General features: G+C 37.2%; 21 protein-coding genes and 2 pseudogenes. 21 read left to right on the top strand and 2 right to left on the bottom strand.

Annotation, left to right across the window (positions count from 1 at the left end; translation table 11 throughout):
* Positions 1–36 precede the first annotated feature (36 nt).
* From ABE34_RS05440 to ABE34_RS05370, 15 genes are all read left to right on the top strand, one after another.
* Positions 37–537, top strand: coding sequence for a GrpB family protein (locus ABE34_RS05440; RefSeq protein ID WP_197140989.1), 501 nt, complete (start codon positions 37–39; stop codon positions 535–537).
* 173 nt (positions 538–710) lie between these two features.
* A complete protein-coding gene (locus ABE34_RS05435; protein ID WP_197140988.1) occupies positions 711–3,902 on the top strand; it encodes a BTAD domain-containing putative transcriptional regulator in 3,192 nt (1,063 codons plus the stop codon).
* Between the two features lie 196 nt (positions 3,903–4,098).
* The gene (locus ABE34_RS05430; RefSeq protein ID WP_197140987.1) at positions 4,099–4,926 is read left to right on the top strand and encodes an alpha/beta fold hydrolase; all 828 of its coding nucleotides are present in this window, start codon (positions 4,099–4,101) and stop codon (positions 4,924–4,926) included.
* A gap of 372 nt (positions 4,927–5,298) precedes the next feature.
* Positions 5,299–6,540 carry a substrate-binding domain-containing protein gene (locus ABE34_RS05425; RefSeq protein ID WP_197140986.1) on the top strand — a complete coding sequence of 414 codons (1,242 nt, stop codon included), beginning with the start codon at positions 5,299–5,301 and terminating at the stop codon, positions 6,538–6,540.
* Between the two features lie 91 nt (positions 6,541–6,631).
* Complete coding sequence (locus ABE34_RS05420; RefSeq protein ID WP_197140985.1) at positions 6,632–7,408, top strand: ABC transporter ATP-binding protein; 777 nt, start codon at positions 6,632–6,634, stop codon at positions 7,406–7,408.
* On the top strand, positions 7,383–8,090 hold the full coding sequence (locus ABE34_RS05415) for an ABC transporter ATP-binding protein (RefSeq protein WP_197140983.1): 708 nt from the start codon (positions 7,383–7,385) through the stop codon (positions 8,088–8,090). Before ABE34_RS05420 ends, ABE34_RS05415 begins: the two co-directional genes overlap by 26 nt.
* Positions 8,091–8,104: 14 nt before the next feature.
* Complete coding sequence (locus tag ABE34_RS05410; protein WP_197140982.1) at positions 8,105–8,977, top strand: branched-chain amino acid ABC transporter permease; 873 nt, start codon at positions 8,105–8,107, stop codon at positions 8,975–8,977.
* On the top strand, positions 8,974–9,993 hold the full coding sequence (locus ABE34_RS05405) for a branched-chain amino acid ABC transporter permease (protein ID WP_197140981.1): 1,020 nt from the start codon (positions 8,974–8,976) through the stop codon (positions 9,991–9,993). Before ABE34_RS05410 ends, ABE34_RS05405 begins: the two co-directional genes overlap by 4 nt.
* On the top strand, positions 9,990–10,994 hold the full coding sequence (locus ABE34_RS05400) for a 3-oxoacyl-ACP synthase (RefSeq protein WP_197140979.1): 1,005 nt from the start codon (positions 9,990–9,992) through the stop codon (positions 10,992–10,994). The genes ABE34_RS05405 and ABE34_RS05400 overlap by 4 nt, the downstream gene beginning before the upstream one ends.
* 12 nt (positions 10,995–11,006) lie before the next feature.
* A complete protein-coding gene (gene phaZ, locus ABE34_RS05395) occupies positions 11,007–11,918 on the top strand; it encodes an intracellular short-chain-length polyhydroxyalkanoate depolymerase (protein WP_197140978.1) in 912 nt (303 codons plus the stop codon).
* Positions 11,902–12,633 (top strand): 3-oxoacyl-ACP reductase FabG, encoded by a 732-nt coding sequence (gene fabG, locus ABE34_RS05390; protein WP_197140977.1) that lies wholly within the window; start codon positions 11,902–11,904, stop codon positions 12,631–12,633. Before phaZ ends, fabG begins: the two co-directional genes overlap by 17 nt.
* A 16-nt stretch (positions 12,634–12,649) precedes the next feature.
* Entirely contained in the window at positions 12,650–14,107 is a 1,458-nt protein-coding gene (locus tag ABE34_RS05385; protein ID WP_197140975.1) for a class I adenylate-forming enzyme family protein, read from the top strand.
* A gap of 239 nt (positions 14,108–14,346) precedes the next feature.
* Positions 14,347–14,715 (top strand): hypothetical protein, encoded by a 369-nt coding sequence (locus ABE34_RS05380; protein WP_197140974.1) that lies wholly within the window; start codon positions 14,347–14,349, stop codon positions 14,713–14,715.
* A gap of 271 nt (positions 14,716–14,986) precedes the next feature.
* The gene (locus tag ABE34_RS05375) at positions 14,987–15,436 is read left to right on the top strand and encodes a MarR family transcriptional regulator (RefSeq protein ID WP_197140973.1); all 450 of its coding nucleotides are present in this window, start codon (positions 14,987–14,989) and stop codon (positions 15,434–15,436) included.
* A gap of 4 nt (positions 15,437–15,440) precedes the next feature.
* Complete coding sequence (locus ABE34_RS05370; protein WP_197140971.1) at positions 15,441–16,298, top strand: MBL fold metallo-hydrolase; 858 nt, start codon at positions 15,441–15,443, stop codon at positions 16,296–16,298.
* 61 nt (positions 16,299–16,359) lie between these two features.
* Here ABE34_RS05370 and ABE34_RS05365 read toward each other — a convergent pair.
* Positions 16,360–16,778 (bottom strand): annotated as a pseudogene (locus tag ABE34_RS05365) (shikimate kinase); the annotation flags it as partial.
* 232 nt (positions 16,779–17,010) lie between these two features.
* Between ABE34_RS05365 and ABE34_RS05360 the strand changes: the two are divergent.
* The 6 genes and pseudogenes from ABE34_RS05360 to panF all read left to right on the top strand — a co-directional run bounded on the left by ABE34_RS05360 (position 17,011) and on the right by panF (position 22,366).
* Positions 17,011–18,705: a methyl-accepting chemotaxis protein gene (locus tag ABE34_RS05360; RefSeq protein ID WP_197229804.1), complete on the top strand. Its 1,695-nt coding sequence runs from the start codon at positions 17,011–17,013 to the stop codon at positions 18,703–18,705.
* Between the two features lie 376 nt (positions 18,706–19,081).
* Positions 19,082–19,324 carry a hypothetical protein gene (locus tag ABE34_RS05355; RefSeq protein ID WP_197140967.1) on the top strand — a complete coding sequence of 81 codons (243 nt, stop codon included), beginning with the start codon at positions 19,082–19,084 and terminating at the stop codon, positions 19,322–19,324.
* Between the two features lie 241 nt (positions 19,325–19,565).
* Positions 19,566–19,787, top strand: a pseudogene (locus ABE34_RS25800) (hypothetical protein); the annotation flags it as partial.
* 233 nt (positions 19,788–20,020) lie between these two features.
* Positions 20,021–20,497, top strand: a complete 477-nt coding sequence (locus tag ABE34_RS05345) for a GyrI-like domain-containing protein (RefSeq protein ID WP_197140964.1) — start codon at positions 20,021–20,023, stop codon at positions 20,495–20,497.
* Between the two features lie 160 nt (positions 20,498–20,657).
* Positions 20,658–20,921, top strand: coding sequence for a YhdT family protein (locus ABE34_RS05340; protein ID WP_197140963.1), 264 nt, complete (start codon positions 20,658–20,660; stop codon positions 20,919–20,921).
* Positions 20,921–22,366 carry a sodium/pantothenate symporter gene (panF, locus tag ABE34_RS05335; RefSeq protein ID WP_197140961.1) on the top strand — a complete coding sequence of 482 codons (1,446 nt, stop codon included), beginning with the start codon at positions 20,921–20,923 and terminating at the stop codon, positions 22,364–22,366. Before ABE34_RS05340 ends, panF begins: the two co-directional genes overlap by 1 nt.
* A 279-nt stretch (positions 22,367–22,645) precedes the next feature.
* On the opposite strand, the gene ABE34_RS05330 is transcribed toward panF, so the two are convergent.
* Positions 22,646–23,419, bottom strand: coding sequence for a TSUP family transporter (locus ABE34_RS05330; protein WP_197140960.1), 774 nt, complete (start codon positions 23,417–23,419; stop codon positions 22,646–22,648).
* Positions 23,420–23,467: the final 48 nt, after the last annotated feature.

Here is a 23,467-nt window from a genome sequence, read left to right as displayed (position 1 = left end):
TGCTTTGTAAAAAAGGATAGATTGGAGGAGTTTCATATGGAAAAAGTATATTTTTTTAATAATGAACTATTTCATGAAAATGCTGAGAAATCATTTTTGATACACAAAAATAAATTAAAAGAATTACTACCAGAGGCTGATGTCCAGCATGTTGGTAGTTCAGCCATTCCTAATAGCGTGACTAAAGGCGATGTAGACATCCAAGTACGTGTTAGTGCTGAACAGTTTTCGAAAGCAGTAGAACTACTATCAAATTTATATGAAAGAAATGATGAAAGTATCAAAACAGATACATTTAGGGCTTTTAAAGATGATACAAGTAATCCTCCTTTAGGAGTTCAATTAACTGTAATTGATTCTGAGTTTGATTTCTTTTGGAAATTTAGAGAAGTTTTATTGGCAAATAATAAATATCGCGATGCATATGATAAATTGAAGAAAGAATACGAAGCCAAATCAATGGATGACTATCGGGAAGCTAAAGATATATTTTTCCAAAGATTAATGGAAACGCCTGAGTTTAAGAAATTGAGTTAAGTAATGTAGAGCTACTTAAAAATTGGTAACAGTGAACACGATTTGATAAATTTGGAGAACAAAGCGAAAACTCCTCTCGTGGTTTGACTTAGCAAAAAGTACGATATTTAAAGATTTTAACTCTGAAGACTTATAACCTTACATAACCAGTTGAATGGGGAGGTTATCACCAAATGACGACAGACATTATTATTCAATCAAAATGTATTCCACCGAGTCCGTCTAATCATTGTATTAGTAGAGCTACATTAATGAGAACATTAAATAAATGCCTAGACTATAGTTGCTCGCTTATTCATAGTGGAGCTGGGTATGGCAAAACAACAATTCTTACACAATTTCTACATGCACAATCAAGCAAATTTTCCTGGTATAGTGTGTCGGAGGAAGATGATAATATATTGCCGTTTTTAAGGCATTTATTTTTTAGTATTACACGAATTGTTCCAGGCTTCGGCCAAGAATTTGATGCTTGGAATCAATTATCTCGTTTTCCGAAAATTGAAGAACTTAATCGTTGGTTTAAGCTGTTTGTCAATAGTTTATGTGAAATCGAAGAAGCAATATTAATTGTCATTGACGATTACCATCTCGTTGACCATGTATTTCATATAAATTATGTGATGGAAAAAATAATTGAGTTTTCACCACCGAATGTTCACTTTATCATTGCCTCTAGAGCGATGCCGAATTGGGATATTACGAGGAGATTAAAGCTACAAAAGAAATTACTTGTTATGGCAGAAAGAGAATTAGCATTTTCCTCGGAGGAAATCGCTGTTTTTTTCGAGGATTACGCAGAGGTGCATTTAACAGAAGAAGAAATAGCTAAGGTTGTGGAAATTACAGAGGGCTGGGCAATTAGTATTTCTTTATTAGCTGAGCAATGGAACAATGAGACATTAGCTCATTGGCTAAATATTTCTACAAATGATCTTTTCACCTATTTATCGGAGGAAGTTTATCTTAAGATGTCTGCATTTGAGCAAGAGGTATTATTAAAGCTGGCGATTTTCCCCACTTTCTCAGAGGAGTTAATTTCACAATTTTATAGTTCGGAAATTGCACAGGTGTTAAAACTGTTTGTACAGCGACATTTATTTATTCAACCTATCACGAAGGATGGTTTGTATCGTTTTCATGCCTTGTTTAGTCGATTTTTAGAGGCAAAATGGCCACAACAAAATGCTTCACAGTATATTGCATTGCATAAACAAGCAGCATTGCATTATGTAAAACAAAACAATATTCAAGCCGTTCTTCATCACGCATTTAAAACGAATGATCAGGATTTTTGTGGAGAGCTATTACAAAATCATGCTGAAAGTCTAATCCGGGGTGGGCAATTTGAGTGGTTATTAGAAAAGATAAACAGATTTACAGCTAATGAAAAATTGGAATATTATAAATTGTATTTTTTTGAAGGTGAGTGCCATCGCTATCGTGCTTACTATGAAAAAGCGAAGCAGTCGTATGAAAATTGTGCAAACATCGCAAAAAGTAAAAACGATTATCTCTTTATGACAAAAGCACAGGCAGGTTTAGCACATATTTATCTCGATACAATTCAGCCAGCATTGGCAGAGCCGCATTTAAAGAAGGCTTTAGAGTTAGCGAATCATACGCCGTTAAACAAAGAGGAACTTCTCGAATTGCGACGTCAGTATGCAGAGAATTTGGTTAACTTAGGGAAGGCGAAAGGCGCACAAATATTTACCGATGAGGTTGCTTTAACGGAGGACGTGTTACAAAGAGCAAATGTCGATGTTCGAATATTGTTAAGAACAGGACAGCTACTAGAAGCGAAGAAATTGCTGACGAAGAGATTGGAATTACCACCACAGCTTGTCGCGACACATAGAGAGAGTGAGCTACTAGTATCATTTGTCTATGGGCTATTAGGGCTGGGGAAGGATGCATGGTATGCCGCTCAGCATGGAATTCGAAGGGGGCTACGTGAAAAATCGGTTTTTATTGAGGCTGTTGGCTATATTCGCAAAGCGCATGCATACCTATTAGTGGATTTTCCTGATCATCAAGGAGCCTGCCAAGCTTATGAGAAAGCTCTTACATTAATGAATACTATTAATATTTCTCGCGTAAAAGCAGAGCCTTACATGGGACTAGCGATTGTCAAACATGCGCAAGGAGATATTATTTCAGCTAAAAAATATATAGCCCTTGGCTTACAGGAAACAGAGCAAGTACAAGACGCGTGGATGACCGCTCTAATATTAATTGCTGAGGTGAAAATCATTCTTTCTCAACATGAATATGAACGAGCCGGACAATTATTAATGAAGGCGCAGAAATTATTTCAAGGCTGTGGTGATCAAAATGGTGTAATGCATGTACTATTCTTCCAATCTGTCATTTCTTTCAAAGAAAATAAACCGCAACAATTCAATCATTATTTTCAGCAGTTTGCACAGTTATGCATCGTAAATGGCTATACCTACTTTTTACAAAGGAAAACGATTCTCGGTCCAGCGAATGGGATGATTTTTTATGAGCTTTTACAATTTAGTAGGAAGTGTGATGGAGAAAATGCCGCTATTTTGACGATGCGTAGCTATTTTCAGGTTGAGAACAATATCATCTATCCTGATGAGGAAATGCAGGTGAATTTTTTAGGAAGTCTAAATTTAACAAGAAATCTTCGAAAGCTTGAGGATAAAGAATGGCAGCGCGATAAATCGAAGGAGCTTTTTGTCTATTTATATTGTCATCGCGATCGTTTTACGCCAAAGGAAGAGATTGCACAGGCGTTATGGCCAGAGCGAAATGTTGATTCACTCGATCGAGATTTTAAAGTGGTCTTGAATACGTTATTAAAGGTTCTTGAGCCTAATAGAAATGCACGTCAAGATAGTTTTTTCATTCAGCGTAAAAATAATATGTATCAATTGCAGCATACTCAATTTTTGCAAATAGATGTCGAACGCTTTCTCTATTTTTATGAATTAGGGATGGAGGAGTTCGATCCACAATTGTCAAACGAATGGTTGTATCTTGCTGAAACAAGCTATACGGATACATTTTATGCTGAAAAAAAGCAGTTAGATTGGCTTATACAGGATCGAGAAAAACTTCAATCTTTGTATATTGAAGTACTGGAAAGATTAGCACAAAATGCGACACGGCAACAAAATTTTAAGCAAGCTATTTTTTATGCTGAAAGAATGATTCGTGAGGATGCATTATGGGAAGAAGGCTATCGCTTGTTAATGTATAGTTACTATCAATTACAAAACCGTTCTCTCGCGTTAAAATGGTATGAAAAATGTGTGCAGCAATTAAAAAGGGAACTAAATACAACACCGATGGAATCGACGATGGTTGTTTATGATTTGATAATGGGGTAGTGGATTTTGTTTAATATGTTAATTTCGGGGTATCTTTGATGTGGGGATGATTTCCAACTGGGCGCTTTGCCGTTGCTGTCGCATCTAACTTTTGAGTTTTATTGAATTTCACCTGGCAAGAGGAAAGCGAGTAGCCTAGGGATAATAATGCTAATAAACACACCTGGATTTTTATTATAAAAATGGAGGAACTACTATGTCATTTTGTAAGGTAAGTAAGGCGAATATTTATTATGAAGTGATTGGAACTGGAACACCAATCGTAATGCTCCATGGATATTCACCTGATCATAGATTAATGAAGGGATGTATGGAGCCAGTTTTTGCAGAAAGGGAAGGCTGGAAACGAATATATATTGACCTTCCAGGAATGGGAAAGACGACAGACTACGAAAAGATTAATAACTCAGATGAAATGCTAGAGGCGGTAGTAGAACTAATACACTCGTTAATACCAAACGAAAGTTATTTATTGGTAGGCGAATCTTATGGTGGCTATTTAGTGCGAGGAATTATGAGGGAATATCATGAACAAATTTTAGGAGCTGCGTTTATTTGTCCGTTAATTATTCCTGATAAAGAAGGTCGAACAGTCCCAAAACAAAGTATTGTTTTGTCGGATAAAAAATTTTTATCGACAATAACGAAAGAGGAACTAGAGGATTTTAGCTCACATCTAGTTGTTTTAGATCAATATAATTGTCAGCGCTATACGAATGAAGTGTTAGCAGGTTGTAAAATCGCAAATATAGAGTTTTTAGAAAAAGTCCAGAACAGTTATGATTTTTCTTTTGCTGTAGATGAGCTTACTTTTGACAAGCCAAGTCTTTTCTTGCTAGGTAAACAAGATTCGATTGTTGGTTATAAGGACGCTTTTGCTTTTTTAGATAAATACCCAAGAGCAACCTTCTCAATTTTAGATAAGGCTGGGCATAATTTACAAATTGAACAAGCGTATTTGTTTAATAGCCTTATGTATGAATGGTTGGATAGGGTGGAGGAATATACGCGTTCGAATGACTGAAGTTTTAGTTTTAAATGAATGGGTGATTTTATTTCAAGCCCACTAAATTCTTTTTTAAAAACTTTTTATATAGGGATTCACCAAAATCGGTGAGTCCTTTTTGTGTGTAGTTTTTTACTTATTATCTAAGTTTAGGTAAATGTCGATATTTTTCAAAAGTTGGTCGATAAACAAACAAAAAGTTTCGATAAATCTCAAAAAAGTTTCGATAAATCTCAAAAAAGTATCGATAAACCTCAAAAAAGTTTCGATAAACCCTCATCCCCGGAAAAAACACATTTTTTGTAACTAATTTGTAACTGGCGTTTTATATAGTGGTTACATAGCAACGAAAGCGCTTTCTTTTTAGTTCATTATGAAAGGGGATATGGGATGAAGAAGCATTGGTTATTTGTACTTTTATTGATGTTGACGATGTTGATGGTGGCTTGTAATTCTGATGAAACGAAGGATAGTTCAACTGGCGATAAAGCTTCAGAGGATGATACAAAAGGAACTACGGAGGAAGGGGGCACTATTAAAATTGGCGTGCTTGCGTCATTAACGGGTGCTCTTGAATCGTATGGGAAACAAACAAAGAATGGCTTTGATTTAGGAATTGAATATGCTACAGGCGGCACGATGGAGATTAACGGTAAGAAAATTGAAGTTGTCTATGAAGATACAGAAACAAAGCCTGAAGTTGCGGTTCAAAAAGCGACGAAGCTATTAGAAGATGACAAGGTTGATTTTTTAGTAGGTTCTTCTAGCTCAGGTGATACGCTTGCTGTTTTACCACTTGCAGAAGAGTATGAAAAGATTATGGTGGTGGAGCCTGCGGTAGCGGATAGTATTACGGGCTCAGAATTTAATAAATATATTTTCCGTACAGGTCGAAATTCCTCTCAGGATGCTTATGCTGCAGCGGCAGCGATCGCGGGAAAAGGTGTTAAGATCGCAACGTTTGCACCGGATTATTCTTTTGGATTGGATGGGGTTAAAGCCTTTAAGACGGCTGCGGAAAAGCTAGGTGCAGAAATTGTTTTAGAGGAATATGCAGATCCGGCAGCGACAGATTTTACGTCCAATTTGCAAAAAGTAATTGATGCAAAACCAGATTATTTATTTGTTGTATGGGCAGGTGCAAACTCACCGTGGAATCAAATTGCCGATTTAAAAATTCAAGAAAAAGGCATTAAAATCTCTACGGGTGCACCAGATATTATTGCATTGAAATTTATGAATCCATTAATTGGTATGGAAGGGTTCTCTGTTTATTATCATACGTTACCACAAAATGATGTAAATAAATGGTTAGTTGAGGAACATAAAAAACGCTTTAATGATGTTCCAGATTTATTTACCCCAGGAGGCATGTCTGCAGCCATCTCGATTGTAGATGCTTTGAAAAAATCAGAGGGTGATACAGATGCGGAAAAACTGATCGACATAATGGAAGGGATGTCATTTGAAACACCAAAAGGAACGATGACTTTCCGTAAAGAAGACCATCAAGCTTTACAGTCGATGTATTCGATCCGTTTAGAAAAACAAGATGGTGTAGATTATCCAGTACCAGTGCTAATTCGTGAGCTTAGCCCTGATGAAACGGCACCTCCGATCATGAATAAGTGAGATTACGAGACAGATATTTTTCTGTCTCTCTTCACCCACTTTCATATGAGAATGGGTGAAGAGAGTTAGAAGTACTAGAAAGGAGAATACGATGGAACCCATTTTACGAACAGAAAACTTAACCATTCGTTTTGGCGGACACATAGCTGTCGACCATGTGAATTTTAATATGCCGGAAAAGCATTTGAAGTCAATTATTGGACCAAATGGAGCTGGGAAAACAACTTTCTTTAATTTAATAAGTGGAGAGTTAAAGCCGACTGCCGGGGATGTCTATTTTAAGGGGCAATCACTTGCGCAAAAATCAGCAATTGAAAGAACACGCATGGGGCTAGGGCGATCTTTTCAAATTACGAATGTTTTCCCGAACCTGACAGTATTAGAAAATGTCCGTCTGGCTGTGCAATCCAAGGAGAAAGTTCGTTTCCAACTATTTCGCCATTATAAAAGCTATAAGGCGATTACAGAAAAAGCGGAGGAGCTATTAACACTTGTCTTGCTTGACAATAAAAGGGATGCCCTTACGACAATGCTGTCCCATGGGGAAAAGAGAAAGCTTGAGATTGCTATGCTGTTAGCACTTGATACGGAAATTCTTTTACTAGATGAACCAACGGCAGGTATGTCTTTAGAGGAGGTGCCGACGATTTTAGAAGTGATTCGCACGATTAAAAATCAAGGTAATAAAACTATTCTCCTCATTGAGCACAAGATGGATATGATTCTAGATTTGTCGGATTCGATTATGGTGCTATTTAATGGCCAGCTTCTTGCAGATGGAACACCAGAGGACATTATGAAAAACGAAACCGTACAAAACGCATATTTAGGAGGTCTGTACGATGAACACCTTACTGAAATTAAATGATGTCCACACCTATATCGGGCAATACCATATTTTGCAGGGGGTCAATTTTGAGGCAATGGAAGGGCAAGTAAGTGTACTCCTCGGCAGAAATGGAGCAGGCAAAACGACCACTCTAAAAACGATTATGGGGTTAACACCTGCTTCAAAGGGAGAGGTGGAATTTCGCTCACATTCTATTAAGAAAAGCCCGACCTATAAAGTGGCGAAGTTAGGAATAGGCTATGTACCTGAAAACCAAGGGATTTTTGCAGATTTAACCGTAGAGGAAAATATGAAAGTAGCCATGCGTAAAGAAGATACAGCTACTTTAGAGCGGCAAAATTATGTACTGGAGCTGTTTCCAGACTTAAAGAAATTTTGGAAGAAGGCTGGTGGACATCTTTCAGGTGGTCAAAAACAAATGCTGTCTATGGCACGGGCATTTATCAATGATAGTAAGTTGATATTGATTGATGAGCCTTCGAAAGGATTAGCGCCTATTGTGGTAGAGAAAGTAATGGAGGCCATTGTAGAAATGAAGAAGCAAACGTCCATCGTTCTTGTCGAGCAAAACTTTATGATGGCGAGCCGAATTGGCGATACGTATACATTAATTGATGATGGCAGAACTGTTCATTCGGGGAAAATGCAAGATCTTATCCATCATGATGAATTAAAACGAAAATATCTTGGAATCGGATAAGGGGGTGTACTTTATTGGAGCTATTCGTCAATTTAGTCATTAATGGCCTTGCAACTGGCATGTTAATTTTTCTGCTGGCTGCTGGTCTGACGTTAATTTTTGGATTAATGGACGTTTTGAACTTTGCCCATGGTGGTTTATTCGTATGGGGGGCTTATGCGGGAATCTTTACGTATATGTTCACAGAGAGCTTTCTTATTGGAATTGTAGGTGCCATCGTAACGGGAGCTTTATTGGGACTCATTACTGAAAAATTAATTATAACACCTGTGTACGGCAATCATATTCAGCAAATTTTAATTACATTAGGGCTAATGCTCGTGCTGCAAGAGATGATTAAAGTTGCTTTTGGTCCAAATGGGGTGGCGGTGAAAACGCCTAGTTACTTAGCAGGTAGCTGGGAAATTGGAGACGTAATTATTATTAAATATCGACTATTTATTATTGTTGTCGGTTTTATCATTTTCGCTATTTTCCAATACATGCTAAAAAAGACGAAGGTCGGCCTCGTCGTTCGAGCTGGTGTACAGGATAAAGAGATGGCACAGGCGCTTGGTATTCATATAAAGCGAGTATTTTTATATGTCTTTATGGTTGGTGCGGCACTAGCGGCACTTAGTGGTATGTTAATGGCTCCGTATTCAGGCGTCATTTATGCAGAAATGGGCATGGAGTATGCGATTTTAGGCTTTATCGTTGTCGTAATCGGAGGAATGGGCAGTTTTTCAGGTTCGCTATTAGCAGCTATATTAGTAGGTTTAGCAGGTAGCTTTATGGCTTATTATGTGCCAGTGTTATCGCTTGCAGTCAATATGATTTTAATGGCTATTGTATTAATTTTCCGTCCACAAGGTTTATTTGCTATGAGAAAGGAGAGATCAACATGAAAATGAAGTTTTCATTGCAGCATCTATGTTTTTTCCTCATGTTAGCTATTTTAGTACTTCTCCCTTTCGTCAATGATTCAAGGACGCTCATGATTTTATTAACGCAAATCTTTATTTTCGGTATTTTAGCGATGAGCTATGACATTCTCCTTGGCTATACAGGAATTGTGTCGTTCGGCCATGCTATGTTTTTTGGCTTAGGTGCTTACACAACGGCTGTCATGCTGAAACAAATTGAGCCAACACTGTCGACATTTTTAATATCTATCGTCGTCGGCATGTTGCTAGCTGGAATCATTAGCTTCTTAGTAGGATTGCTGACACTTCGATTAAAAAGTCATTTCTTTGCGATGCTGACATTAGCTTTTTCAGGACTATTTTTAGTTGTAGCAGAAAAATGGCGTTCTGTTACATACGGAAATGATGGCTTTACATTTAGAGCACCCGAAATATTTAGAGATCGAATGACGTTTTATTTCTTCGTGCTAGCATGCTTAGTCATTATTTTTATTGCGCTATATCGCTTCGTGAACTCGCCAACTGGTCGAATTTTAATTGCTGTTCGGGAAAATGAACAACGAACAAAATCATTAGGCTACAACACTTTGTACTATAAAGTGATTGCTTCAATTGTCGCTGGTACTGTTGCAAGCTTAGCGGGCTCCTTATATGCTGTTTCACTCCGTTTTGTTAATACGAGTGTGATGACAATGGACATTACGTTAGATGCATTATTAATGACGATTATTGGCGGTGTCGGCACTTTAGTTGGCCCATTATTAGGATCGGCTGTTATTGAATATGCACAGCATGCACTTTCAGGGTTAGCTCGTGATTATCCAATATTTGAACGGTGGATTATTTTCTTTGGGATTCTTTATATTTTAGCAGTTATCTTTTTCCCAAAAGGAATTATTGGATCCTTACGCATGATGCTTTGGAAATGGCGATTAAAGCGAAAAGGAATAAATCAATCATCGGTTGCCCTGTCGCAGGAAAAGGAGCGATTTGAATGACCATAGGCATTGTAAGTACAGGAATCTATATTCCGCAGTCGAAAATGACGTCCAAAGAAATTTCGACGCTTTCCAATATACCAGAGGATATTATTCGGCAAAAAATGGGTATTTATAAAAAGCCTATTCCTGGTGAGCACGATCATACGGTTCAAATGGGGATTTGGGCCGCGCAGGACGCTATACGCAAGGCTAATATCGACCCGAAGGACATTGATGTTGTGATGTATATGGGAGAGGAGCATAAGGAGTATCCTTTGTGGACTGCCTCGATAAAAATGCAGGAGGAGCTAGGGGCCGTAAATGCTTGGGCATTTGATGTGCAATTAAGATGTGGCACGACCATTATGGCACTAAAGCTAGCGAAAAGCTTAATGGCGTCGGATGGTTCAATTCATATGGTACTTCTAGCTGGTGGCTATCGAAACGTTGATTTTATCGATTACAGCAATCCTCGAACACGCTTTATGTACAATTTAGCAGCTGGTGGGGGAGCTATTCTTTTACAGAAAAACTATGACAAAAATCAATTATTAGAGGCGGATATTATGACGGATGGCTCATTCTCAGAGGATGTAGTCGTGCCTGTAGGCGGTACAAAAAAACCTTTGACGCCTTTTGATTTAGAAAATAAATTGTATCAGCTCGATGTAATCGATCCAATTGGAATGAAGGAACGTTTAGAGCAAAAATCTTTAAGCAATTTTTTGAAGGTAATTCGAACATCTTTAGCGAAAAGTGGATTCAATGAGGGCGATGTTGGTTATTTAGCGATGCTTCACATGAAAAGATCTGCTCATAATTATATTTTATCAGAACTTGGGTTAAAGCAAGAGCAGTCCATATACTTGGAAGAGTATGGTCATATCGGACAGATTGATCAAATATTATCATTGCAGCTAGCGTTAGAAGAAGGCCGTATTCATGATGGCGACATCGTCACACTTGTTAGTGCTGGGATTGGCTATGTATGGGGAGCGATTACGATTCGATGGGGATAAGGGGGAAATGCAATGTTAAAAACTGTTGAGCTAACAAATGGAGAAACGATTGCGTATCGCAAACGTCAAGGGGGAGAACGTGTTGTATTACTGATTCATGGTAATATGACATCATCCAAACATTGGGACGTTCTAATCGACGCGTTGGATGAAAAATATACAATTTATGCGCTGGATCTACGGGGCTTTGGTAGTTCATCTTATCGTAAACCCATTTCCGCGATTAAAGATTTTAGTGATGATGTGAAGCTTTTTGTGGATGCGATTCAATTACAGCGGTTTGACATGATTGGCTGGTCAACCGGCGGAGCTGTATGTATGCAGTTTGTCGCACAGTATCCAGGCTATTGTCAGCAGCTTATTTTATTAGCCTCGGCATCTACGAGAGGCTACCCATTTTACACAGATTTAGGTACTGGCAAGCAAACAGCCTTAAAGAGGGCATTTACCTATGAAGAAGTACTCGTTGATACATCTAAAACAAAATTAGTACAAGGCTTCTATGATTCGAAAGATGTGCATGGCTTACAGTCGGTCTGGAACGCACTTATTTACACACATAAACAGCCTAGCCCAGAACACTATCAGACATATGTGGAGGATATGCTGACACAACGAAATTTAGCGGAAGTATATCATGCCTTAAATGTCTTCAATATAAGTGCTGTTGATTATGATGTCGCAAAAGGCACGCATGAGGTACAACTAATTACGATTCCAGTTTTAGTGTTAAGAGGGGATCGTGATTACGTAATAACAGAAGGAATGAATGATGAAATAATGCTAGATTTAGGTGAAAATGCACAATTCGTTAGTTTAAAAGACTGTGGTCATTCCCCATTAATAGATGATTTACCACAGCTGACATCTGAAATTGAAGCGTTTTTAGAAATAGGAGGAAAAAAGTATGCGTTTAAACAATAAAGTTGCCATAATTACGGGAGCCGCGAATGGGATTGGCTATGCTGCTGCTGAACGGTTTATTGAAGAGGGTGCATTCGTTGTCATTGCAGATTTTAATGAAGATGCAGGTGTTTCAGCAGCCAAACATTTAGGGGATCAAGCATTATTTGTGCAAGTAGACGTTGCAGATAGAGAGAGCGTCAAAAACTTAGTGGCAACAGTCATAGAGCAAACGGGCGGAGTCGATATTTTAGTGAACAACGCGGGTATTACACGTGATGCGATGCTAACAAAAATGACGGAAGATCAGTTTCATCAAGTGCTTGATGTGAATTTGACTGGCGTTTTCAATTGTACGCAAGAGGTCATTCCACATATGATTGCTGCCGGAGGGGGCAAAATTATTAATACATCCTCTGTTAGTGGTGTTTATGGTAATGTTGGTCAAACGAATTACGCTGCCACAAAGGCTGCTATTGTCGGCATGACGAAAACTTGGGCGAAGGAATTAGGGCGCAAGGGGATTAACGTTAATGCGGTGGCTCCTGGCTTTACAGAAACAGCCATGGTGAAAAAAATGCCAGAAAATGTGCTAGCACAAATGCGTTCTGTCGTGCCATTGCAAAGATTAGGGACACCTAGAGATATTGCCAATGCCTATTTATTTTTAGCATCTGATGAGGCTTCCTATGTCCACGGTCACACGCTTCATGTGGATGGAGCAATTATGATGTGATAAGGAGGCTTTCAAAATGTTTGTAGAGCAATCCTGGATATTAAAACGTGCATCGTTAACACCTAAACGTATCGCATTGGTAAACCTAGAAACACAAGAGCAGTGGACTTATCAGCAACTAACAGTGGAAATCACAAAATGGTGTCAATTTTTTGAGCGTCAAAACTTGCGGGCAGGAAGTCGAGTTGCCGTATTTGCGAAAAATCACATCCAGCTTTTTGCTGTCTTATTCGCCTGTGGATTAAGAGGACTGATCTACGTGCCACTAAATTGGCGTATGAGTGCAAAGGAATTACATGATATTTTAACGGATGCTACGCCTTCTTTACTGCTTTACGATGAAGAAATGAATTGCCCTGTATCTTTAGAAAATATGCATTCTCTGCGTTTAGCAAGTGAAACGGCTACTCTGAGCATCCGAGAAGTGGACCTTAATGATCCTTGGCTAATGATTTACACTGGGGGTACAACTGGCAAGGCGAAAGGTGTTGTCCTATCGTTTAATTCTGTGAATTGGAATGCCATTAATACAATTATTAGCTGGGGTTTAAATGATCGTGATTGTACGTTAAATTATATGCCGTTGTTTCATACAGGCGGTTTGAATGCCTTATGTATACCGCTATTAATGGCTGGTGGTACAGTTGTTATTGGTGATAAATTTGAGGCAGAAAACGCTCTTCAGGCGATTAATCAGTATAAGACTACAATTTCACTTTTTGTGCCAACAATGTATCAAGCGATGATTGCAACGGACTACTTTAAGGAGAATAGCTTCCCGTCAATGAACGTATTTTTATCAGGGGGGGCACCATGTCCGTATCCAATCTATGATGCATTTTTTAAGAAGGGGCTATTTTTTAAAGAGGGCTATGGCTTAACAGAAGCGGGGCCCAATAATTTTTATATTTCTCGAGAGGCAGCCTGTTTGAAAAAAGGTGCAGTAGGGAAGAGTATGCAATTCAATGAAGCAAAAATTGTTAATAGTGCCGGAGAAAGCTGTGCGCCAAACGAAGTGGGAGAGCTATTCGTCAGAGGGAAGCATATGTTTCTTTTTTACTGGAGTAATCAGCAGGAGACTGAAAAAATCATGTATGAAGGCTGGCTGAAAACGGGTGATTTAGCCATGATGGATGAGGATGGTGACTTTTATATTGTCGGTCGTAGTAAAGAGATGATTATTTCTGGCGGGGAAAATGTGTACCCACAAGAAGTCGAGCAATGTATTTTGCGCCATCAACTAGTGCAAGAGGTAGCGGTCATTGGAATAGCTGATGATTATTGGGGAGAAATCGTAGCAGCCTTTATCGTTTGTAAGAATCAGGATAAAACTATATTAGAGGAAATCAAAGAAATCTGTAATAAGCATCTAGGTCGCTACAAGATTCCTAAAAAGATACTCGTCATTGATGAATTGCCAAAAACAAGCGTCGGAAAAATTGATAAGAAAGCTTTGCAAATGTATGCGAAATAAAAAAATGCTTGGAGATCCAGGCGTTTTTTTGTTTCTATAAATGAAATGTTTCCTTCATTATCTATTTGTGGAAGTCCCTTGAAGATGTGAATAAACGGATAGGAGAGGCTAATCAATTGGGCCAGTTTTTTGAGAATCCCTTGTGTAATTATGATAAAATATTGCGAGTGAAATCAGATTTTTAACGATTTTCTGTAACAAAGAATATATTTCAGAAACGAAGAAAGGTCAGTACTACTATGGAAAACGTAACAAATGTAGAAAAATTGGAATCAATAAAATCTTTACAATCGACAATCAGCAAACTCGAAAAAGCCTTGTCTCAGATGACCGAGAAAGGCGCAAATACTACTTTAGTAAAGAAACGACTTAAAGCTGTTTGTGTTGGATTAGCGATGCTAGAAAATGTATGGAATCAAAGCCCCCATCATTATAATCAGGAAGATTTAGCAATAGCGCGCAATGTTCTCGCTGGTTTATTACCATCAATTGAGAACATATACATGAAGTCAAAGGTTGGTAGTCCCCAAAGAACGCTTTTAGAAAGAAGAATTAAAGCATTGGAACTAGCTGTTCAAGTGATTGATGACCATTCAATAACTAAATAGAGTTTCAGGAGCTTTAATAATCATAGTAATCCTTTTGAAGAACATATACTGCACTTCATTAGCGCTAAAATCATTTGTTGCCCTGACGCCCCTTACGTTGTGAATTCACTGTCTGCCACTGTTCACTAATTAGTGAGCAGTGGCTATGAAAAAATAATATCAAGGGGAATAGAGCAGTTTCCGTTTTTAGTGTGTTCATACAATAATTGACAACGCAATGATAGTTAAGTAAACTAAACTTAACTAAAAGTGAATGGGGGCTGATTAATCTGTGGATGATTATTTATTAATGATAGACCAAATCAATCAAAAGTTTGAGCAGTTCAAGTTGTTAGTTTTACAAGAAACCAAAGAGGTTGAAGAATTAGAGAACTTTCACTTAACTCCTCAACAAGAAATTATTATGTTTTATATCATTCGCAATGAGCCTGTAATTGCAAATGATATTGCAAATCATTTTGGTATTTCAAAAAGTGCGGTTAGCCAAGTAATTTCAAAGCTCGAAGAAATGAAAATGATCTATCGTCAAGAGAATTCAATAAACCGTAGAGAGACCTTTATATATCTTGGAGATAGAGGTCAAGATTTTCATCAGCTTCTAAATAAAATTGATGCCATGCTTGTGGAAAAATATTATTCAAAAGTTAGCTTAACAGAGTTAAAAAATGTTCTTGATACATTAAATAAGATTGTCGGTACTAATGAAAACAAAGGGAGTTAAGGTAATGGAGAAAAATTTGAAACAACTAACGAATCGTATACATTATTTACCGCATGATCCTGAAACAGATCGACCAATACTGTCTGCCATTTGTGGGGATCATCAAACCTTAATTGTTGATGCAGGAAATTCTCATAAACATACTAAGTTATTTCTTGATGAACTAAACCAAAGTCAAATTGCTAATTATCATTCTGTAGTATTAACGCATTGGCATTGGGATCATAGCTTTGGAACAAATCAGATGAATCTCTTAACCATCGCACATGAAAACACAAAAATGCATCTTGAAAAAATGATGGAATATGATTGGTCAGATGAAGCTTTAGATAATCGTGTTGAAAAAGGCCTAGAGAATCAGTTTTGTTCCGACATGATTAAAAAAGAATTTGGAGAAGACCGAAATATTACCATCAAATTACCTAATATTACTTTTAAAGATAAATATGAGATTGAATTAGGTGGTATTCGGTGTGTAGTCAAACATGTCGGTGGAGATCATTCCGATGACTCATCAATTATTTATGTAGAGGAAGAAAAGGTACTTTTCTTAGGGGACTGCTTGTATCCAAGTATTTACTCACAACAACCACAATATAAAATTGAAAATGTTAGACATCTCTTAGAAAATATTGAAATGTTTGATGCTGAAATTTATGTACTTTCGCATGAGCCCCCATTATCTAAAGAGGATTTTATGGGGTATATAATGTTGTTGAAGTTAATTTGTGATTTAACAGAAAAACATCAAGGAAACCATTCGAATTTAGTTAATGAACTATCTACTCAACTAAATCGTAAATTAAGTCAGTTAGAAGAAGAAATAGTATATTGTTTTAGTAACGGGTTAACAGTAGATTAATTATAGTTACAAGTAATTATAGAACCGAAAAAACGCTTGGAGATCCAGGCGTTTTTCAATTCTACAAATGAAATGTTTCTTTTATGCTCAAAGCAACTTCTTCAGCACTCAAGTTTGTGTTGTTGATCTTGAGATAATTTCCATATTTTAATTCGCCTTCTAAGGAATTTAATCTGTATTTTTCCATTGAGCTTTTCAAATCCTTTTCGTACCATTCAATATCTCTCTTTGAAGGTTTATGCTCAAGTCATTACCGCTTTTATTTCTTTCCAATCTTTCTACTACATCAGCTTCACGCTCTACAAAATAAACAGTACCCCCTCTAGATTTAAAAAGCTTTGCAAGATCTTCGACATAGTCCCAATCCTCCTGCATATCAAAAGCCCAGACATAAGTAAAAATTAAACCATACAAATTACTTTTGGATACCAAATTAACCAATCTTTTTCCTTCTGTTGTACCATAACGGATAAGTGGATTGGATTGGAGACTGAGCGACTTCACGTGCGACGTCAGTCCGAACGGAAATCAACCACACGTTGTGAATTCATTGTATTTCCCTTAGCTACTGCTCACCAACAACTCATTTATATTAAAATTGTTAATTTATTGATAAAGTATTGAAACTATTTATAGAATAATGTTTAATGAAAATGGATTACATTTTATACATAATATTCCTGTTAAATATGAGAAAGGAGAGATGAATTATTTGCGCACTTTTAAAATTAGTACGAAATTTAATTTGCTTTTAGTGGGCGTTATCCTATTTTTAAGCATTATGATTGGATTTGTATCCCATATACAAGTGAAGGAAATTATGCTTAATAATTTTGAGCAGAGTGTAACCCATATTTCAAAGGTCGGCTATGCGCTTCTAGAAGAACGATTTAAGGGCGATTGGACTATAAAAGATGGGGAACTTTACAAAGGGGATTCAAAAATAGTTGATCAGGAAGTCTTTGTTGATGAGGTTGGTGAAAGCATCGATGGTGGTGTAACCATTTTCCAAGGCTCCAAAGGACTTATTACTAATCTAAAGCTAAATGGCGAACGTTTAGTTGGCAAAGATGCTGATCCAAAAGTAGTTAATAAAGTAATGGATAAAGGGGAAACCTTTATTGGTGAGGCTGATGTAGTAGGAACGAAATATTTAACACTCTATGCACCTATTAAAGACGCAAATGGAGACATCATTGGGATGTGGTTTGTCGGTGAAACGATCGATGAAGTGAATGCTATTATTTTTGCATTTATTGGCAAGCTGCTCATTGTATTGTTCATCGGAGCTGTCATTGCTATATTAGGTAGCTTTCTGTTTACAAGAGCATTTGTAAAGCCGCTTCGAGAAATGAATGCTCAGCTTCGAGATATTGCGGATGGAGAGGGAGATTTAACAAAACAGCTGCAAATTAATTCTAAGGATGAAGCAGGTGAGCTTGCGCAATCGTTTAATAAAATGCTGACAAGCTTAAAGGTAGTCATGCAACAAATAGCACAATCCTCTAAACAAGTTGATGTATCTTCTGATGGCTTAACATCTAAATCACAGCAAACCGCTGACATGACGAGACAGCTAACTTCAACACTACAAGATTTAGCCGATGGTTCAAGAACAACATTACATAGCACAAGTGATAGCTTAACGGCCATGCAGGAAATGGCAATTGGCATCCAACAAGTTGCTGAAACGGCTTCAACGGTTTCAGATGCTGCTGATTTAATGAGTGACGAGGCTGCCCAAGGAAATGATTCTTTGAATCGTGTATTGAATCAAATGACAATTATTAATCAATCATCTGACCATGTAGAGGCGCAGGTCCGAATTTTAGGTGATCAGTCGCAACAAATTGGCAATATCGTTGATGTGATTACAAGCATCGCTGATCAAACAAATTTGCTTGCCTTAAACGCAGCCATCGAAGCGGCTCGTGCCGGGGAGCAAGGGAAAGGCTTTGCTGTCGTAGCAGATGAAGTTCGTAAATTGGCAGAACAATCAAAGAAATCTGCCGATCAAATAGCATCCCTTATTCATTCAATTCAAAGTGATACGGACAATGTTATTACGGCTATTTCTAGTAACTCGAAGGAAGCTGCCGCAGGTATGGATGTTGTCGATGATACAAAAATGGCCTTCCACAAGATTATGCAGTCGATTAAGGGAGTAAGTACACAGTTGCATGACATCTCCGCTGTGACGGAACAAATGTCTGCAAGTGTTGAAGAAGTTACTGCTTCAACAGAAGCAATGGCACGCATTGCAAGCAAGGCTACCGAAAGCACAGAACACGTTACGATAACAGCGGAGGAGCAATTAGCTTTCATAGATAATATGGCTTCTTCAGCAAAAGAAATGGCACAACAGGCAGACGAGCTTCAAAGCTTAATAAAGAAATTCCAATATTAAAGATGGTGAAAAACGCTGATCCTAGCTATTTGAAGTACAAGAATGGGAACGGTTTTTCTCAAATTTTATTAAAAGGATAGAAGAGCTTAAATAAATTCGCTCTATCTATCCTCTTTTTTATCAAGGTGGCTTTATTTACTACAACTACAATTTGTTCATTCATCAACCTATGTTGCGGTAATTCATATCAATTATTAAATGAACATTCAGCCTATTTCTTAATCGCCTATGTAAAAAAGATATAGGCTGTTTTCAGATTGATCCTATTCAACTAATGATAAAGGCTATGTTAATGAAAATTGCAAATATTCAAAATTAAATGGATGTATGTTAAAATAGTTATTTGATACATAAATATTTTTATAGGAGTATATTTATGAAAATCGTTGAAAAGCATGGAAAAGTAATAATAGACAACTTTGAATTTTATGGTCAAATTGAACAAGATAAATATTGTTCTAAATGCAAGTTTAATCTAGTATATTATGATGATTTTGATGCTTATTTTTGCCCTAAATGTAATAGTTGGACTGAATCAATATGTAGTGACCTTAATTGCAAATATTGCGCTAACCGACCAGAAAAACCTTTAACTTCTTTCAGTATTGATGAAAACTAAAACCATGAAAGGAGAGCTAAAAGTGGAAATAAGATTAGCCAAAATCGATGACTTATCGCAATTGATGTATATATTAAATGAGGTTACATTAAATTTACAACAAAAAGGAATACAGCAATGGGAATTTCCTTGGGATCATAATATAATTATAAACCAATTAAAGAATAATTTTTTGTGTAACGTTCTGTATATATGATATAGAAAATAAAATGAATTTTCCTTTGATGATAAAAGTAAGTATCTATCTCAAATTGCCATTTTACCTAAGTTTCAAAGAAAAAACATTGGTTCTGCTATAACAAAATTTTCTTGTTGCTTGGCAAAAGGATTAGATAAAACCTTGTATTTAGATTGTTGGGCTGGAAATGAGAAGTTAAAACAGTTTTATTCAAGGAACGGTTTGGAATATATGGGTGATTTTCCTGAAGAAGACTACTTCGTTAGTATTTTTAAATACAGCTAAACATATTTGCTTCAATTGGAAATAAAACATACACATGGGTATGAATTAATGTACTCCTGAACTATAGGGGCTAATATTGAGAATAACAGGTAGACAGGCTTTAAAGCATAATAATGAAATTCCAATATTAAAGATAGTGAAAAACGAACGCTTGGATATCCAGGCGTTTTTTCAATTTTGAATGAAGTGATTTATTTTAGAAATTGTAAAATAAGGATATAAGGAGGGGGAAAATGACAGAATACACATTGCATTACAAAGCGATAAAAGAAGTTGGAGAACTAAAGCTAGTAGGTTTTCGGGTTTTATGTCCCGATGATCAATATATAGTTGAAATACCTAAAACCTCTTTGCAGTTAAATAAACGAATTAGCGAAATTAAACATGTAAAAAATCCTTTACAGCAAGTTGGGGCTTTTGTTGTGGAACATGAATTTGGTGAAGAAGATGGATACTGGGTTTGTGTTGAAGTGAAAGAGTTCGAAGATATTCCACATGAAATGGTCACTCTAACAATCCCACCTCAAAGATATGCGGCTTTAAGACATAAAGGGGCCAATTATAAAATAATGGATGCCTATAAGAAACTACATTTGTGGATTGAAAAAAATAAATATAAAAGACTTAAAAATAAATGGCACTTAGAAATTTTCCACAGCATGAAAGATAGTGAAAATTTAGATGTAGAACTATTAGATACGATTGAGTAAAGTCTATCAATAGAGTCTAAACGTCAAACATTATATTAAGGGGAAATTTCTGTTTATCGTTTTTTGAAACTAAATTGTTGTGCCGATATTTATTTTTCTCACAAAGGTTCCCATAATACGAACATATCAGTAAAATAGAGTAGGTTAGGGGGACAGTATTTTGAAAGATCAACATTTTAAAATTGCGCATCGAGAGGCGCTTATCGGTATCGGGCTTGTTACCGTTAACTTTGCGATATGGTTCGGCTTTGCCTATGGACTAGGCTCTGGTGATCCAACAAACTATACGTATGTTTTCGGTTTCCCTGCATGGTTTTTCTATAGCTGTATAGCAGGGACAGGCTTTATGATTATTTTAATTTGGTTCGTCATGAAACTCTTTTTCAAAGAGGTACCATTTGACGATGAGGAGGTGGATCGATAATGCACTGGCAAGTTATTGTTCCACTGCTTTTATTTTTAGTCATAATCTTTGGTATTGGTATCTGGTCAAATAAGCATATACGCTCTTCCAATTCATTTTTACAGGAATACTTCCTCGGTGGCCGTGAAATGGGAGGCTTCATCCTTGCGATGACAATGATTGCTACGTACGGTAGTGCAAGTAGCTTTATTGGTGGTCCAGGTGTTGCTTATACGAAAGGGCTAGGGTGGGTCTTACTGGCGATGGCTCAGCTTCCAGCGGGTTATTTTGTTTTAATGATTTTAGGGAAGAAATTTGCTATTATCGCAAGACGTTATCAAGCGATCACGTTAATAGACTTTTTACGAGAGCGCTATAAAAGTCATGCCATAGTCATTTTATCAGCCATCAGTATCATCATCTTTTTATTTTCTGCCATGATGGCACAATGGGTAGGTGGTGCTCGATTAATTGAATCATTAACGGGCTTAAACTACACAACGGCATTGTTTATTTTTGCAATTTCCGTGTTAGTTTATGTGATCATTGGGGGCTTCCGCGCTGTAGCATTGACAGATATGGTGCAAGGCTCCATTATGGTGGTCGGAACAGTTATTTTATTAATTGGGACAATCATCGCTGGCGGAGGAATCGATAATATTATGGCCTCACTTGTCGCTGAGAATCCGAATCTTGTGTCTCCATTTGGAGCTGAAGGTGAATTAACGCCATTATACGTTTCTACATTTTGGATTTTAATCGGTGTTGGAGTAGTGGGGCTTCCACAAATCGCTGTTCGTGCGATGAGCTATAAAGATTCAAGAAGCATGCATTTAGCCATTATCATTGGCACTATAGCCATCGGGACAATTATGTTTGGGATGCATCTAATTGGTGTTTTAGCAAGACCGGTGATGCCAGGTATTGAAATTGGTGATAAAGTTATGCCACTGCTAACTTTAAAGGTATTGCCACCATTTTTAGCAGGTGTTGTTTTAGCAGCACCAATGGCAGCAACGATGTCTACAGTTAATGCGCTCCTAATGCTTGTTAGCTCAACAGTAGTGAAAGATATTTATTTAAATTATATAAAGCCAACAGCAAATGATACGGAAATTAAACGTGCAAGCTTTATTGTTACAGCAGTGATTGGTTTAGCGGTTATCGTATTTGCACTAAATCCACCAGATTTATTAGTATGGCTTAATTTATTTGCTTTCGGCGGACTAGAGGCAGTCTTTATTTGGACCGTCGTTTTAGGACTCTATTGGAAAAAGGCCAACAAATATGGTGCAATCGCGTCAATGATTTCAGGGATGACCTTATATATTATCATTGATCGTTTTCACCCTTCTGTCTTTGGCATGCATACCGTGACAATTCCAATCGTCGCTTCCTTCTTCATTTTTGTTATCGTTAGCTTATTAACGAGTCATAAATTTAAAGACGAAAAGTTGTTTATTTAATCTAAGAAAACGCCGTAGAGGAAAAATCTACGGCGTTTTTTTATTGTAGGCAGTAAGAGATAGATAGAAACTTTGAAATGATGGATAGAATGTCAGAAATCGTGGATAGAATCTCTGAATGGATGGATAGAATTAATGAAGCGACGGAAAGAATCTCTGAAATGACGGAAAGAACCCACGAAGCAACGAAAAGAACTTCTTCGAACTGAAGGAAAGCAAGCCCCAAAAGTTTATAGACAAGCTAAAACGCCGTAGAAATAGCCTATCTACGGCGTTTTTTCACTGAACTACTATGTAATCATAAGCATTTTTAGTGAGCAATGTAATCGTTACGATAATAAATAATATGCGAACAAAGCCGCTCCCTTTTTTGATCGCCATACGAGAGCCTACAGTCGCACCGGCAATTTGAGCTATACCCATTAATAAACCGTAGACAAAATGTATTTGACCTAAGTAGGCGAACATTAAAAGACCCGCAAAATTACTTGCTAAGTTTAAAAATTTGGCATTTCCTGCAGCCTTTAAAAAATCGAAGCCGACTAATAAAAAGCTGAAAATTAAAAATGAGCCTGTTCCTGGACCAAGAAATCCATCATAAAAACCAATGCAAAATAACAATAGCATGAATAAAACTAAGTGCGTAAACTTTAATTTTTTGACTGCAGCGACTGAACCCCAGTCTTTTTTGAAGATTGTATAGACTGCAACAGCTGCAAGCATTATTAGCATAAGTGGTTTTAGTAATTCGGGGTTTATTAAATGTACTGTCCATGCACCAAAGAGTGATCCAATAAAGGCTAGGGGAAAGTATTTGATAACCGAACGAATTTCTAGCTGACCGGAACGATAAAAGGAAATGGTTGATGTTAAAGACCCCATTGTACCAGCAAGCTTATTAGTTGCTACGGCTGCTGCTGGATTTAAACCGGCAAACATGAGGGCGGGTAATGCAATTAAGCCACCACCACCAACGACGGCATCCACAAAGGCGGCTAAAAATCCAAAAGATATTAATAATATGACTACATTTAAATCGACTTCAAATAGCATGCTTACACCTCTTTAGATAGTTACTACTGAAATAGTAACTAAATTTCA

Origin of the sequence: Lysinibacillus sphaericus (genome assembly GCF_015844675.1) — a bacterium.
GTDB lineage: Bacteria > Bacillota > Bacilli > Bacillales_A > Planococcaceae > Lysinibacillus > Lysinibacillus sphaericus_E.
Note: the sequence above shows the minus strand (reverse complement) of the source record. Positions and strands in the feature narration are given on the sequence as shown.

Coding starts and splice junctions, on each gene's coding strand:
- ABE34_RS05440 (WP_197140989.1), top strand. CDS start 37: ATGGAAAAAGTATATTTTTTTAATAATGAACTATTTCATGAAAATGCT.
- ABE34_RS05435 (WP_197140988.1), top strand. CDS start 711: ATGACGACAGACATTATTATTCAATCAAAATGTATTCCACCGAGTCCG.
- ABE34_RS05430 (WP_197140987.1), top strand. CDS start 4,099: ATGTCATTTTGTAAGGTAAGTAAGGCGAATATTTATTATGAAGTGATT.
- ABE34_RS05425 (WP_197140986.1), top strand. CDS start 5,299: ATGAAGAAGCATTGGTTATTTGTACTTTTATTGATGTTGACGATGTTG.
- ABE34_RS05420 (WP_197140985.1), top strand. CDS start 6,632: ATGGAACCCATTTTACGAACAGAAAACTTAACCATTCGTTTTGGCGGA.
- ABE34_RS05415 (WP_197140983.1), top strand. CDS start 7,383: ATGAACACCTTACTGAAATTAAATGATGTCCACACCTATATCGGGCAA.
- ABE34_RS05405 (WP_197140981.1), top strand. CDS start 8,974: ATGAAAATGAAGTTTTCATTGCAGCATCTATGTTTTTTCCTCATGTTA.
- ABE34_RS05400 (WP_197140979.1), top strand. CDS start 9,990: ATGACCATAGGCATTGTAAGTACAGGAATCTATATTCCGCAGTCGAAA.
- phaZ (WP_197140978.1), top strand. CDS start 11,007: ATGTTAAAAACTGTTGAGCTAACAAATGGAGAAACGATTGCGTATCGC.
- fabG (WP_197140977.1), top strand. CDS start 11,902: ATGCGTTTAAACAATAAAGTTGCCATAATTACGGGAGCCGCGAATGGG.
- ABE34_RS05385 (WP_197140975.1), top strand. CDS start 12,650: ATGTTTGTAGAGCAATCCTGGATATTAAAACGTGCATCGTTAACACCT.
- ABE34_RS05380 (WP_197140974.1), top strand. CDS start 14,347: ATGGAAAACGTAACAAATGTAGAAAAATTGGAATCAATAAAATCTTTA.
- ABE34_RS05370 (WP_197140971.1), top strand. CDS start 15,441: ATGGAGAAAAATTTGAAACAACTAACGAATCGTATACATTATTTACCG.
- ABE34_RS05355 (WP_197140967.1), top strand. CDS start 19,082: ATGAAAATCGTTGAAAAGCATGGAAAAGTAATAATAGACAACTTTGAA.
- ABE34_RS05345 (WP_197140964.1), top strand. CDS start 20,021: ATGACAGAATACACATTGCATTACAAAGCGATAAAAGAAGTTGGAGAA.
- panF (WP_197140961.1), top strand. CDS start 20,921: ATGCACTGGCAAGTTATTGTTCCACTGCTTTTATTTTTAGTCATAATC.
- ABE34_RS05330 (WP_197140960.1), bottom strand. CDS start 23,419: ATGCTATTTGAAGTCGATTTAAATGTAGTCATATTATTAATATCTTTT.